Origin of the sequence: Candidatus Corynebacterium faecigallinarum (genome assembly GCF_052264515.1) — a bacterium.
In the GTDB taxonomy this organism is placed as follows: Bacteria; Actinomycetota; Actinomycetes; order Mycobacteriales; family Mycobacteriaceae; genus Corynebacterium; species Corynebacterium faecigallinarum.
Window position 1 is genome coordinate 60070 of sequence record NZ_JBQQOC010000010.1, and the last position, 14330, is coordinate 74399.

At 66.8% G+C, this 14330-nt stretch carries 11 protein-coding genes; 1 reads left to right on the forward strand and 10 read right to left on the reverse strand.

Going from position 1 to position 14330, the window contains the following annotated elements; translation table 11 throughout:
- Positions 1-6: 6 nt before the first annotated feature.
- From ACTXPP_RS07100 to ACTXPP_RS07145, 10 genes are all read right to left on the reverse strand, one after another.
- Positions 7-2454, reverse strand: coding sequence for an alpha/beta hydrolase-fold protein (locus ACTXPP_RS07100; RefSeq protein ID WP_443341512.1), 2448 nt, complete (start codon positions 2452-2454; stop codon positions 7-9).
- A 120-nt stretch (positions 2455-2574) separates the two neighbouring features.
- Positions 2575-3666 (reverse strand): alpha/beta hydrolase, encoded by a 1092-nt coding sequence (locus tag ACTXPP_RS07105; protein WP_443341513.1) that lies wholly within the window; start codon positions 3664-3666, stop codon positions 2575-2577.
- A gap of 297 nt (positions 3667-3963) precedes the next feature.
- Positions 3964-4491: a DUF732 domain-containing protein gene (locus tag ACTXPP_RS07110; protein WP_443341514.1), complete on the reverse strand. Its 528-nt coding sequence runs from the start codon at positions 4489-4491 to the stop codon at positions 3964-3966.
- Positions 4491-6452, reverse strand: a complete 1962-nt coding sequence (locus ACTXPP_RS07115) for an alpha/beta hydrolase-fold protein (RefSeq protein WP_443341515.1) — start codon at positions 6450-6452, stop codon at positions 4491-4493. Before ACTXPP_RS07115 ends, ACTXPP_RS07110 begins: the two co-directional genes overlap by 1 nt.
- Before the next feature lie 285 nt (positions 6453-6737).
- Positions 6738-7499 carry a PAQR family membrane homeostasis protein TrhA gene (gene trhA / locus ACTXPP_RS07120; protein ID WP_443341517.1) on the reverse strand — a complete coding sequence of 254 codons (762 nt, stop codon included), beginning with the start codon at positions 7497-7499 and terminating at the stop codon, positions 6738-6740.
- Positions 7500-7894: 395 nt separating this feature from the next.
- Complete coding sequence (locus tag ACTXPP_RS07125) at positions 7895-8917, reverse strand: alpha/beta hydrolase (RefSeq protein WP_443341520.1); 1023 nt, start codon at positions 8915-8917, stop codon at positions 7895-7897.
- A 246-nt stretch (positions 8918-9163) separates the two neighbouring features.
- Positions 9164-10258, reverse strand: coding sequence for a decaprenyl-phosphate phosphoribosyltransferase (locus tag ACTXPP_RS07130; RefSeq protein ID WP_301496581.1), 1095 nt, complete (start codon positions 10256-10258; stop codon positions 9164-9166).
- Complete coding sequence (locus tag ACTXPP_RS07135; protein WP_443341522.1) at positions 10255-10830, reverse strand: phosphatase PAP2 family protein; 576 nt, start codon at positions 10828-10830, stop codon at positions 10255-10257. Before ACTXPP_RS07135 ends, ACTXPP_RS07130 begins: the two co-directional genes overlap by 4 nt.
- Positions 10823-12937, reverse strand: a complete 2115-nt coding sequence (locus tag ACTXPP_RS07140; protein WP_443341524.1) for a glycosyltransferase — start codon at positions 12935-12937, stop codon at positions 10823-10825. The genes ACTXPP_RS07135 and ACTXPP_RS07140 overlap by 8 nt, the downstream gene beginning before the upstream one ends.
- 207 nt (positions 12938-13144) lie before the next feature.
- Entirely contained in the window at positions 13145-13834 is a 690-nt protein-coding gene (locus ACTXPP_RS07145) for a Crp/Fnr family transcriptional regulator (protein ID WP_443341525.1), read from the reverse strand.
- Positions 13835-14054: 220 nt separating this feature from the next.
- Here ACTXPP_RS07145 and ACTXPP_RS07150 point away from each other — a divergent pair, with 220 nt between their 5' ends.
- Positions 14055-14300 carry a heavy-metal-associated domain-containing protein gene (locus ACTXPP_RS07150; protein WP_301498518.1) on the forward strand — a complete coding sequence of 82 codons (246 nt, stop codon included), beginning with the start codon at positions 14055-14057 and terminating at the stop codon, positions 14298-14300.
- Positions 14301-14330 lie beyond the last annotated feature (30 nt).

Genomic DNA, 14330 nt, shown 5'->3' on the forward strand with positions numbered 1-14330 from the left:
CGCGGCCTAATCCTCCAGGGAGCCGGTGACGTTGCCGTCGCTATCCATGGTGATCGTGCCTCGCTCGAAGACGGCCTCGCGGCTGCCGTCGGCGTTGACGGTCTCGTCCTCGACGAGGAAGCCGTAGCGGCCGCTCTCGTTGCCGGTGGAGGCATAGAGGTTCAGGACCCCGGTGGAGAAGATCACTGCACCGCCGTGCTTGGCGGACCAGTAGACGACCCCGCCCTTGTAGTCGCGGTATAGACCGCGGGTACCGTCCGGGGACTCCCGAGTCGTACCCTCGTCATTCACCTCGCCGAGCTCTTCCTTCTGCGCGTCCGTCAGCGAGTCGTACTTCCGGTCGACGCCAGTGTCCTCCTCGGTGACATTGCCCTCACGGTCAGAACGCAGCGTCCCGTTCTCGAAGACAGCCACGCGACTGCCGTCGGCGTTGATAACCTCGTCCTCCACAAGGAAGCCCAGACGGCCGCCCTCGAAGCCCAGCTCGCGGTAACGGTCGAAGATCGGGCCGTGGTAGATCACCGCGGCGCCGTTCGCCTGCGACCAATAGATGACGCCGTTGTCGAAGTCGGTGAAGTAGCCCGGGACATGGGTCGCCGAGTGGTCACCGGCCGGGAAGCCGAGGCGGTTGCGGTCGGCGGTGCCCAGACCCATGAAGCGCTCGGCGATCCCGCCGTGCAGCAGTCGGACGTCGTCGTCCGGGGTCCGCACCGCGATACCGTTCTCGAAGTCCTGGACCTGGCCGATCTCACCGCCGATCCTGATGTCCCTTTCGTCAGATACCGGGTAGCCCCAGGGACCGTACTCGTAGTCCTCACGTTCCCAACGCTCGAAGACGTCCCGACGCATGGTCACCGGACCCGCATCACCCTGGACGCGGTGCCAGTAGATGTAGCCGTTCTCGAACTGGGCCCAGGCGCCGCCGTCACGACCCCGGGAGTCCGGCTCCTTCGGCCAACCGAGCCAGGAGTTAGGGCCTCCCACCTCACGGTACTTCCCGCTGGTGCGACCCCAGGTGGCGATAGCCTCGGCCTCGCCGGCCTCCGGGTCGTCGAGCTCGCCGCCCTGCAGGTAGAGCACACCGGCGCGGAAGTCCTGGGCGGTGCCGGTGACGTTGCCGTCCTCATCGGTGATCTCGTAGACCTGGCTGATGCAGTCGCCCAGGTCCCAGTTGTTGTGGTTGGTGCGGTAGCGCTCCACGGCCTCGGCGAACTTGCCCTCGGCCTCGCACTCCACCGAACTGTCGTCCTCGGACAGGCCCAGGGACTCGGCCATGTACGACCAGCTGTGCTCCATCTCGTACTCCCAGTACGGCCAGGTGTGCGTGCCGTTGGGGCGGAACTTGCTGATCACGTCGACCCCGGCGAGCTTCGCGGCGTTGACGAAGGTCTGGCTGGTCACGCGGGACGCAGCCTCCATACCACCGCCCTGGACGTTGTCCGGGCTGCCGGGGATGTTGTTGTCCGTGTCCCAGTTGCCGGCCAAGCCGTTTCCGGCGGCGACGTAGACCCTGGTCCCTTCCCGCTTGAAGTTGCGCACCAGCAGCTTCGGGTCGTGGGCGAACCAGTCCGCCGAGTAGTAGGGGCCCCACATCTTCGTGGCGTCGAAGCCGGCCTGGCCGGCGATCTGGCCGAAAGCGTAGGGCATGCCCGGCGAGGTGGTGTCGAGGTAGCCGGAGAAGGAGGCGACGAAGTCGAACATCTCGGCGTTGCGTCCTGCCAGGATGGTCGCACCGGTGGCACCCATGGACAGGCCATTGACCGCACGGCGCTCATTGGTGCGCCAGCCCTGTTCCAGGATGGGCGGGAGTTCCTTGGTCAGGAAGGTCTCCCACTGGAAGTTCTTGCCGCCGTCCGACTGTTGCCAGTCGGTGTAGAAGGACCCGCCGCCGCCGACCGGCAGCACCAGGTTGACGTTCTTGTCCGCGTAGTAGCGGACGGCATCGGTGGCATACGACCAGGCGGACTCATTCTCGTCGCTGTACAGCGGGCCAAGCTGCCAGACCGAGGGGAAGGTCCTCTCCGGGTGGCTGTACCAGTCGCGGGCCAGGTGGACCTGGACCTGGACGGGCTCCTCCGGCATGGCCGCAGAGTTGATGTGGAGCTTGGCCCAACGGTCGTTGATCCACTCGACCTTCTCCACGGACACACCGTCCGGGAGGTTCGGGAGATCCTGTTCGGTGACGCGCATGGTGTCGCGCTGCGGTGAGGGACCCGGGTCCATGAACGCCAGGGGCGAGTTCTCCGGGGCGGTGACACCACGGGTGTCATCCGGGACGTCCGCGATATCCGGGGCGTCCTGTGCCGCGGCGTCCTGCGCGGCGGCGGCGTCAGACTCGTCGTCCTGCGCGATGGCGCTCGGGACAACGGCGAACGAGGTGAAGGCGAGGGCCGCAGTGACGGCGGTGGCGATGATCCTCTGGCCAGATCGGGGCCGTCGGGAGGATGAGGACATTATGGGCGTCTCCTTCGAAAAACGGTCAGTGGAGACAGTGTATACATCAACTTCCCGAAGAGGTACTTCTAACTGCACACACGTTCCGCCCGTCCCGCTCCAGTGGGACCCTGCGCGATCCTACTGGTCGACGTTCAGCGCCTCGACGGTCACCGGCCAGGCGGCCTCCATGTCCTTCTTCCAGGACATCCAGTTGTGCGACCCCTGCGGTCGCATGTTCGTGTGCATCTTCACCCCGGCGATTGCCGCCTGGGCGGTGAAGGTCCGCGAGCTCAACCGCGACATCCCCTCGACCACCTGGTTGATCTGGTCGGTCGCCGGGTCGCCGTAGCCCTCCCCCGGGTACGGGTTACCGGTGCCCGAGGAGACGAAGACGGTGGAGTTGCGCAGGTTGCCGAGCATCAGCTTCGGGTCGTTGTTGAACCAGCCGCTGGAGTAGTACGGCCCCCACATGTTCTGCGCATCGCGGGAGTACGGGTCGAGCATGTAGTCCAACGCCTCGGGCATGCCTGGTGAGGATGTGTCGAGGAAGCCGGACATCGACCCGGCGAACTGGAACAGGTGCGGGTGACGTTGAGCGAGCAGGACCGAAGCCGTGGCACCCATGGACACACCCATCGCCCCGCGGTGGTTGTTCGTGCGCCGGTCGCGGGCGAGCGGGCGGGGCAGTTCCTCGGTGAGGAAGGTCTCCCACTTCAGGTTGTCGCCCCGGTCCTCGTTCTGCCAGTCACTGTAGAAGGACGCCTGCCCACCGACCGGCAGGACGGCCATGATGTTCTTGTCCTTGAAGAACTCGGCCCCGTCGCCGCGGTTCTCCTGGAGCCAGGCGCTGGAGTACTCACTGCCGTAGAGGCCGTTGAGCCCGTAGAGGGAGGGGAAGGTGGCGTCCGGGTCGGTGTACCAGTCGCGCGGGAGGATGAGTTCGACGAGCATCTCGCCGCGCTGCTCGCCGGCGAGGTCGCCGTCCCACATGAACTCGCCGTCGGGCATGGCCTGGGACTGGATGTGCAGCCGCTTGACGTGGCAATTCTCACCGTCGAGGTCGTCGACCTGGGTTATCTCGACGCCGTCGGGGACGCCCGGGGCCTCGTCCGGGACGCTGGCCTGTTCGGGGTTGATGCTCGAGCCGGTGATCTGGTCGGCAAGGTTGGCGTCACTGGCGTTGCTGCCGGCACCGACGGAACCGGCCGAGCCGGGCGAGGATGCGGGCAAATCGGAGCCGGCGGCTGTGTCGGCGGCATCGTCCGGCGCGGCGACAGCCTAGTACGCCAGGCCCAGGGCGGTCAGTGCGGCGACGGTCGCGGCAGCGCCGCGACGGAGAACGGTGGACACGGAAAGGGATGTCAGATTCACCGCATGATCGTAAGCAACATTTCGTTTCCCTCAGTGCAGGATCCACGAAAATGTGACCCAGTCGTCAACCGACGGGGTCAACTTTCGGGGTGGACCGGCGGAGCCAGTGCACCGGTTAAATCGGCCTGGTCACCCGGCCGGACCCGTCGGCACGCCCTAGCCGCAGTAGTGGGCCTCGGCGGCCTCACGGATGATGCGGCCGGCCTCCTCCGGATCCACGTCGGTGAGCTCCAGGGCCTGCAGCTGGCCGGCGACCATCGGGACGACGAAGCTGGGGCGTCCCTCCTCATTCGCCAAGCACTGCTCGTGGCCCGAGGCGATGACCTGGTCCTCGATGCCCCGGTCCTCGACGTCGATGCCGTTGTCCTTCAACTGGGCGAGGAAGGCGTCGTCCTGGTCGGTCCGCGGGGCCGGCTCACCGCCGGGCTCCTCGACCTCCTCGACCGAGCCGTCCTGCGGGGCGTTCTCGCCACCGGGCGCAGAACCAGAATCCGCGCTGCCGTCGGTCTCCGGCGGCGTGCCCGTCGACGTGGCGTCCGACTCCGGGGCTGCGGTGACGCTCGGCACCTCGGTGGAGTCGTTGTCGACCGTGGAGTCCCCGCCACAGGCCGCGACCGAGGCTGCGAACAGGACGGACACCGCCGCCAGGCTGATCTTCCCGGCCACTGTCTTGTGCGTGTGCATTAGTTCAGACCCTTCTCGATCTTGCCGTTGACGTGGCGGATCTCGCCGTTCTGGAACTTCACGACCTCACCACCGGCGTCGATCGAGGACTGGTCCTCCACCGGCCAACCGAACTTACCCTGCTCGTACTTGTCGTCGCCCCAGGCCTTGAAGATCTCGCCACGCTTGATGATCTTCGCACCGGTGGAGGCCGACCAGTAGATGTTGCCGTGCTCGAACTCGGTGAACGCGCCACCCTTGACCTTTTTCTCTTCACTGGTCGGGAAGCCGAGGTAGCCATTCTCCGGACCGCCGGCCTCGAGGTACTTCTTGCCGATCTGGCCCTCGATCATGTAGACCTTGCCGTCCTTGTCCCGCACGGCCACACCGTTCTGGAACTCCTGGGTGGCTCCGCCGCCGGCAACCTGCTTCGCCGGGCCGACCGGGTAGCCGAAGGCACCGGTCTCCCACTTGTGCTTGCCCCAGGCGTCGACGATGTCGTTCTTCACCGGCTGGGCACCGGTCTGCGGGGTCCAGTAGATGATGCCGTGCTCGAAGCGCTGCAGGAAGCCCCCACCGGTGAGCTTCTGTTCCTCGGCGATCGGGTAGCCCAGCCACTCGGACGGACCGCCCATGCCGGAGTAGGCGGCACCGATGCGACCCCAGGTGGCGTAGGCCTTGTCGGCTCCCTTCTTCCAGTAGATGCGTCCGTTGCGGAAGTCCTGGACCTTGCCGCCACCGGCGGCGTCGTACTCGTTGGTGGTGCAGGTGCCCAGGTTGTGGCTGCGCTGGCGCTTCTCCGCCTCGGCGATGCGTCCGACTGCCTTGCAGTCCGCACCCTGGTCCTCCTTGGACAGACCGAAGGTCTTCGCGATGTAGGGCCAGGCCTGGGTCATCTCGTACTGCCAGTACGGCCAGTCGTGGGTACCGGACGGACGGTACTTGGCGATGACGTCGACACCCTCGCGCTGCGCGGCGGTGGTGAAGGTCTGGGTGGTCATCCGGGACATCGCCTCGAGACCGAAGGCCGCGGGGTTGGCCGGGTAGCCCGGGATCGCACCCTCACGGTCGTAGGGGCCGGCGTTGCCGTTGCCCGCGGAGACGTAGACGGTCATGTCCTTCAGCTTGCCCACGTGCTGCTTCGGGTCGTTCTCCTGCCAGCGCGGACCGCCGTAGGAGCCCCACATCTTCTGGGCGTCGTAGCCGGCGCCCTCGTTGGTGGCGTAGTTGATCGCCTGCGGGATACCCGGCGAGGTGGTGTCCAGGTAGCCGGAGAAGGAGCCGACGAACTGGAAGAGGTCCGGGTGGCGGTGCGCCAGGTTCATCGCGGCGGTGCCGCCCATGGAGATACCGGTGATCGCACGCTGTTCGTTGGTGCGCCAGCCCTGACGCAGGACGGCGGGGAGCTCCTGGGTCAGGAAGGTCTCCCACTTGTAGGTCTTGCCCTGCTCGGGCTGCTCCTCCCAGTCGGTGTAGAAGGAGGAGTTGCCGCCGACGGGCATGATGACGTTGACGTTCTTGTCGGCGTAGAACTGCTGGATGTTGGTCATCAGCGTCCAACCGGACTCGCGGTCCTCGGCGCGCAGGCCGTCCATCGCCCAGACGGCCGGGAAGTCCCGGTCGGGCTGGTTGTACCAGTCGCGGGCCAGCAGGATCTGGACGAGGACCGGCTCCTCCGGCATGGACGGGGTGTTGATGTAGACGTTGGCCCACCGGTCACCGATCCACTCGACACGGTCGACGTCGACACCGTCGGGCAGACCGGGCAGGTCCTGCTCGGTGATGTTCTGGGGGGTACGCTCCGGGACCTCGTCGGGCTCCAGGTAGCTGGTGCCGGAACCGGGACCCTGGGCTGCGGCCGGGGCCGACAGCGGCAGAGCAAGCGCGAGGGAGAGCGGCACCGCGAGCACGGCGGCGCTGAGTCGCCGCGTTGTGCGGCTGACAGGGGACTTCCCGTTCGGGGTGTTAGCGGCGATTCGCATGGTGGTGACGTTCTTCCTTCGTTGGTCGGTGCTCAACAGGCCATGACCGTGCGGCATGCCGTGGCACCGGTCTCGCCGGGGCCAGGCAGCGGGTTCCCCTCCCGCTGTCTCCCCGACCGACGTCCGTTGTCCGGCCAGTTGAGTGGTTCATGACGTTGTAGTTGTGTTGTGCACGGTCATTATGGCAACGAACATCGCGGTTACCGTGGCAACACGCCACAACTATCAAGTTTTACTTGAGACTTAACTTAGCAGGTGACGTCGCGGCGACCGATCCGCGGCGGATCAGCCGAGGATGAGCAACCAGATCGCGATGTGGTGCAGTCCACCGGCGACGATCGTGGCGGCGTGGAAGACCTCGTGGAATCCGAACCAGCGGTCCGAGGGGTTCGGCAGTTTCAGCCCGTAGACCACCGCACCCAGTGTGTACACGATGCCACCGAGCACGATCAACAGCCCCGGGATCGTCGGGATAACCTCAACGAAGCCTCCGATCTTCAGCAGCGCCAACCAGCCGAGAGCCAGGTAGACCACCACGTCCACCCACCGCGGGTGACCGATCCAGAACACGTTCAATGCCACGGCGGCGATCGCCAATGCCCAACATGCCGGCAGGATCCACAGTCCCTCCGACCAGCTGTCGAAGGCGAAGACCGAAACCGGCCCGTATGTGCCGGCAATGAACACGGCGATCATCGAGTGGTCGGCGCGCCGCCAGGCCTGCACCGTGTTCACGCTGCGCCAGGGTGCCCGGTGGTACAGCGCGGAGACGGTGAACAGGCCGATGAGACACAGGGCGTACAGCGCAGTGATCCACGACAGCGCCGCCGAACCGTGCAGGACGAAGGACGTGATGGTCAGCGCGGTCCCGGTTCCCCCGAAATACCAGGCGGAGTTCTCGTGCAATCGTCCCCGCAGGTAGGGGCGCTCACCCCGGTCGACGGGGCGTCGTCGCAGCCGAGGACGCTCCGGTGACGTGGGCTGCCGCTCTCCCGGTCCGGACGATCCTGTCGGTGCAGCCGATGATTCTGCATTCATGTCGGCCAAGTGTAGGCCTCCCTCACCGCCGGTGGGAGAGGTTTCACCCGGGGAGGCACTCCCATCTGCTTCAGCGGGCCATCTTCCGTGTCAGGTTTGAGGTGTTCCAGGGTGGTTTGCGCCGCGAGAACCACCCTCACGCACCTCAAACCTGACGGGGTTTCGCCCGAGTTGCTCTCACTCCCGCTCCCGGGCGGTGAGGAGGGGTCAGAACCACCCGGGAGCGGGACTGAGGTGACGAGGGCGGGAACCCGAATGATGCGGGGGCCGAAAGACAGAAAACCCGAGGGGGTGGGACCCTTCTCGGGTCCCACCCCCTCGGGTGGATCGGGCGTCACGCCCGGTCATCCCACGCGGTCGACCTGCGCTGTCGGCGACTAGCAGGTCACCTTGCCGGCGCGGTATCAGACGTTCAGGGCGTCCAGGATCTTCGGACGTGCCTTCTGCAGCTCTGGGTTCCACAGGGTCCAGTTGTGGACACCGACGGCCGGGTAGCTCACGTCGACGCGGGCACCGGCGGCACGGGCGGCCAGCTCGAAAGTGGCGGTGGAGCCGCGGGAGACCCACTCCAGGGCGACACCGGCGACACCACCGGCCGGGTTGGCCATGAAGTCGTCGCGCGGGCCGGGGATACCGCCGGCGGCGGAGATGTACACCGGCATGCCGGTGAGCTTCGGTGCGTTGAGCAGCGGGTCGTTCTGGAAACGGGTCGGGTGCAGCGGGTGGCCCCACATGTCCCAGACGTTCGCGCCCGGGGAACCCTCGTTCATGGCGTACTGCAGGGCCATGTACATACCCGGGTAGGTGGTGTTCAGGTAACCGGACAGCGTGGTCGCCTGCTTGAACTGGTTGCGGTGACGCGAAGCCAGGTTGATGGCGGCGGTACCACCCATCGACAGGCCAACCAGGGCGTTGCGGTTCGGGCTGATGCCGTAGTCACGCTGCAGCTGGTACGGCAGCTCCTGAGTCAGGAAGGTCTCCCAGCGGGGCTTGAACGGACCCTTGGTGCCACCGTAGGGGCCGATCCAGTCAGCGTAGAACTGGGAGGGGCCACCGACCGGCATGATCAAGTTGACGTCGTCGTTGACGAACATCCGGTGGGCGAAGCCCTGCTTGGTCCAGCCGTTCCAGTCCTGGCGGGCACGCAGGCCGTCCAGCAGGTAGATGGCGGCGTCGCTGTTGGAGCGCTTGATCTGCACCTGGATCTTCTGCCCCATGGACGGGGAGTTGAACCAGCAGTTCTGCACGTAGTACTTGTCGTTACTCCAGGTACAGTTCGGGCCCAGGATGCCCCGATCGTCTGCAGCGGCGCTCGGCGCAGCCACCGTGGCGACACCCAGGGCGGTACCGATCGCGACGATCAGGGCGAGGACCTTTCGGCCCATCGAACCGGTCGCGGACCGGTGCTTTCCGGAAGCAGTCTTCATGTCATCCTTTACATGCGTCTCTTGAAACGTGCGTCACCACAGTCTCACTTGCATCCCCCGCCTCGGTGGCTGGCCCGGTGGTGCGGGCCTGGTTAGGCGGAGGCAAACATCACCCGAGGGACGTTACCAAAAAGTGATCTTGTCTGACAATAAAACGGCGGAACCCACCGGGGCGTTACACCCGAAACGGATTCCGCCGTATCCGGTCCGATCAGACCCGGCCACCGGCATCCCGACCAGGGAAAACTAGGTCAAAGCGGGGATCAGGTACACCGCGACGGCGATCGTGGCGACCCACAGCAGGGCCAGTGCCTGCAGGGTGCGGTCGTTGAGCGCGATTTCGTCCGGCGCACCACCCTCGCCCCGGTCGACGTCCGCGGCGTACCGCAGGATCGCCACGGTGAAGGGCACCATCGAGATCTGGTACCAGACCGCGGCCTGGCCGGGGTGCGCCTGGCTCATGTCGAAGCCCCACAGGGCGTAGAACACGACGACGGCGGTGGCCGCCAGCGTCCACACGAAACGGAGGTAGGTCGGGGTGTAGCTCTCCAGGGACTTGCGGATCTTCGCCCCGGACCGCAGCGACAGCTTCAACTCCGCATAGCGCTTACCCGCGGCCATGAACAGCGAACCGAAGGCGGCGATCAGCAGGAACCACTGCGACAGCACAATCCCGGCGGCCACACCACCGGCCATGGTGCGCAGCATGAATCCGCTGGACACCAGGGCGATGTCGATGACCGGCTGGTGCTTCCAGCCGAAGCAGTAGCCCAGCTGCAGCCCGATGTACACCGCGATGACGATCGCCAGGGGCGCACCGTTGGTGGCCAGGAAACTCAGCCCCACGGCGGCGACGATCAACGTCACCGCCATGGCGTAGGCCAGGCCGACCGGGAGCATACCGGCCGCGATCGGACGGAAGCGCTTGGTCGGGTGCTGGCGGTCGGACTCGACGTCCTTGGCATCGTTGACCAGGTAGATCGAGGACGCACCGAGACAGAAGACGATGAAGGCGATGAGGATGTCGGTGATGACCCGACCGTCGAAGAGCAGCTCGCCACCGGCGGCGGCCGGTGCGGCGACCACCAGGACGTTCTTCACCCACTGCTTCGGCCGCAGCGCCTTGATCATCGCGTCCGGCAGGTTCTTCGGCGCCTTGGGGCCGGCACCGTCGGTGTCGGCGGCACCCTCGGCCTCCGCCTGGGCGTAGGTCCGGTCCTCCCACTGCGCGGGCTCCTCGAGCCCGGACGTGTGCGGCTCGGAGCCGATGAACACCGGACGCTCATTGGTGTCCTGGGTCTCCGCAGGGTCGAACTCCGGGTCTGCCCCTGGTCGGGTCATCGGACGCTCTCCTTCACTGTTTCGGTGGGGGCCACAACGCGACCGGCCGCACGGTGCACGGCCTGCTCGGTGGCGACGCCGAGGGCGACCCCGGCGACCACATCGGTGGGGTAGTGTACCCCGAGAATGAGGCGGGAAAGCATCATCACCGGAATACCCGCCATGGGCAGGGGGTTTCCGACGACCCGGCTGGTGGACACCAGCGCCGCGGCCGTCGAGGTGGAATGCGAGGACGGGAAACTCAGCTTCGAGGGGGTGGCGACCCCGACGCGGATCCGCGGGTCGTGCGGACGCTTCCGTCGGACGACCCGCTTGAGCACCACCGACGCGGCGTGGGCGGTGAACGCCGAGACGCCCACCTCCAGCCACCGGTTGCGCTGCTCCGGACGCGTCGCCGACAGTGCGGCACCAGCGGCGGACAGGGCGAACCAGCCGAGGGCGTGCTCACCGAAGTGGCTGAGCCCGCGGGCGGTCGCTTGCACGGTGTTGTTCCTGGAGCCGTCAGCGCCGCCGCCCTGCGGCAACAGGGCGTCCTGCAGGCTGACGAGAATCCCGGCCTCGCACTCACTCATCGGAGTCACCCTCCAGGCTCACCGTGTCCGGCTCGAAGATTTTCGACCAGGCGTCCACGCTGGTCAGCTCGGGGTGCGCGACGCGGTAGCGCTGGCGCATCTCGTCGAAGCGGGCCATCACGTCCTTCTGCAGGCGGGCGGACTCCTTCGCCAGCTCCAGCGCCTTGTCCCGGTCCCGCTTGCGGTACACCACGCCACGGCCGTCGGCGGTGGTCACGGTGACCCCGTCGAGCCGGCCCAGGGAGAACCAACGGGCCTCGATGGGCGGCAGGTTGACCTGCGGCACATCGTGGAAGTGCGGGTCGGCCGACCGCAGGTTGTTGGCCACCACCTTCGCAAGACGACTGATCTTGGTCCAGGGCTTCACCGGGATGTCGGTCAGCTTCGCGGGGCCACCGGCCGGGGCGGGAAGCTCTGCGGCCGACGGAACGACCACGGCGTCCGGGTAGGTCTTGCGCAGCGCGTTGATCCGCGGCAGGGCGGTCTCCAGGATCTCGAAGAGCTGGTCCGGGCCGGCCAGGAAGTCCTTCATCGCCTCGTTCTGGATGGCGACGGTGGAGTACTCCAGGCACATCAGATGCTTGGCGGTGGCCTTGGTCATCGAGGTGATGATGCCGTTGGGGCTGCCCTCGTGCTGCAGTGCGGCGACGATCAGCCGGTTGCGCAGGTGGAAGTAAGCCTGCCAGTCGATGGCGTCGTCCTTGTCGGACCAGGCCATGTGCCAGATGGCGATGCCCGGCCAGGAGGCGGTCGGGAAGCCGTGGTCGCGGGCGCGGAGACCGAACTCGCCGTCGTCCCACTTGATGAACAGCGGCAGCGGCTGGCCGACGGTGTCGGCGACGACACGCGGGATCATGCACATCCACCAGCCGTTGTAGTCGGCGTCGATGCGGCGGTGCAGGTCCTTGGAGTCGACCTCCTCGCCGGAGGCGTTCTCACCGTACTCACCACGGTCGCGCAGCGGATGGTTGTAGAAGTCGTGGTCGTAGTGGGTGTGCGGCGCGGCGGTCCACATGAAGCTGCCGCGGTCGATGATCTCACCCATGGTGTGCAGGTGGGAGCGCTCCTGCAGGTTCAGCATCTGGCCGCCGACGAGCATCGGGGACGCCGCGTAGCGGGACGCGGCCAGGGAACGCAGGACACTGTCCGGCTCGATGTCGATGTCATCGTCCATGTAAAGGATGAACGGGCTGTCGGTGCCGCGCTCCGGGTGGCGGGCCTCGTACATGATGCGGGAGTAGCCGCCGGAACCACCGAGGTTGCCCTGCACCGGCATGCGCAGCCGGTCGCCGAAGTGCTCCTGCACCGCGGGGAAGCCAGGCTCGTCATTGGGGTGCTTGGAGCCCTGGTCGGGCATGATCAGCGTGTCGATGACCGAGTCGACGACCGGGTCGGACGCCAGGGCCTCCAGTGCGGCGACGGCGTCGGTGGGACGGTTGAACGTGGGGATACCGATGGTCACCCGCGGCTCAGGGGCGTCCAGGACATCCCCCGCCTTCAGGGTGGTGCTCTCTCCGGTGGCATGGTCGACGACGACGGTGTCGGACACGAGCGTCTGACCTGCCGCGTCCTTGGTGGCGTACCAGCCGGCCTGGTGGATGGTGGTGTCGGACTCACAGGTGATGTCGAACCAGACCCAGCCGCCGTCCTCGAAGGGCGCCAGCGAGACGGTGAACTCGGCGATACCGTGACCGTCCTCGTCGACCTCGACGATGCCGCCGGTGACCGCGATGCGCGAGCCGTCGATCTTGGAACGGTAGATGTCGATGCGGGCGTCGCCGGTGATCTCGACACGGAGCTGGACCTCGTCCAGCTGGCTCCAGCGGCGCCAGTAGGACGCCGGGAATCCGTTGAAGTAGGTCTCGAAGCTGACCTCGGTGCCCGCGGGGATGTGGGCAGACGTGCGGTCCAGGGCGGTGACACGCCCCGGGGTGGACTCGTTCTCCACGATGTACAGGGAACGGACGTCCCTGGGTTCACCGCGCTTCGGCAGGATGACCCGGGCGAGTCGCCGCGGGTCGAAGCCCTTGTCGCTCGTGGTCTCACCGACCTCGGCGGGGTTCGCCTGCTCGTCGCGGGTGTCGCTCATCTCAGTGGTTGCGCTCATAGAAGTGTTACGCCGGCCTCCGTTAGACAGTTGTACGCCGACGATTATCCCCCATCGGCGGCCTCACCGCGTAGTCAGGCACGCGGGAGAAGGCTGTGAATCCCCTGACACCTGGGCGGCCGTGGTCGGCAGCGGGCGACGGTGGCGGACCGTGACCGACGGCGGCACCAGTTGAGCAGACGTCCGGCCTGCCACCCGATGCAACCCTCAATCGGCGTCACCGGCCGCCATGCGCTCCAGGGCATCCGGGTCACGCACGACCACGTCCCGCCGCCCCTGCAGTTCGACGATGCCCGCTGACGTCAGCGCCGCCAGCCGCCGGCTCAACGTCTCCGGCGTGATCCCCAGATACGCCGCCACATCGTGCTTCGTCATGGGCAGGTGCACCACGACCATCCCGTCGCGCACCTGACCGGGCTGGTCCAACAGGTAGGCGGCCACCCGGGCACTGACGTCGCTGGAGGTCACCGCCGCCAACAACCGCTCGGTGGAGGCCAACCGGTCCGACACGGTACGCAGCATCCGCATCCCCACATCCGGGTACCGACCGAGCAAACGGGCGAGGTCGTCATGTCCCAACGTGCACATCCGACTGTCCTCCAGCGCGGTGACCAGGTCGTCCGACCGCTCACCGGTCAACATGGCCCGTTCGCCCACCAGCTCCCCGTCGGACACGGTGCGCAGCACACGTTCCTGCCCGTTGGTGCCGATCCTGCTGACCTTCAGTGATCCGCTGTGCATCACCAGCAACCGTGACACCGCCTGCCCGGGGGAGTAGATCACATCGCCTTTGTGTACGTGCAGAGGGCTGATGAACCCTGCGACGTGCAGCTGGTCGTCGCGGCTGAGCCCCTGGAAGATCGGCACCCGCGTCACGCAGAGATCATGGTCCGGCATGCCTTCCGAGGATACCGGTGCCCTCCGGGGTGGGCCGGGCCGGGGAGGCCACCGATGGTCGCCGAGAGTCGCGGAGAGTCGCGTCGAGTCGCGGAGAGCCGACGAGAGCCGACGGTTCCCGGCAGTTCGGCGATCTTGACCCAGGTCAAGGATTCCCGGACGACACAGTCCTACCGTCAGAAGTGTCAGACAAAGAGAACAACCAGGGAAGGAACCCACCATGAGCACCTCATCCTCCACCGACAACACCACCCGCACGGTCCTGCGGGCAGAAGGCTTCTCCTGCCCGTCGTGCGTGTCCAAGATCGAGAAGAAGGTCGGGCGCCTCGACGGTGTCGAGAGCGTGAAGGTCCACTTCGCCTCCGCCCGCATCGAGATCGTGCACAACCCCTCCGTCGTCACGGTGGACGACCTGGTCGCCGCCGTCGCCAAGGCCGGCTACACCGCCGCCCCCTCGGCGTTCTGAGTGGACGGACCCACCGAGAAAGGTCGCTGA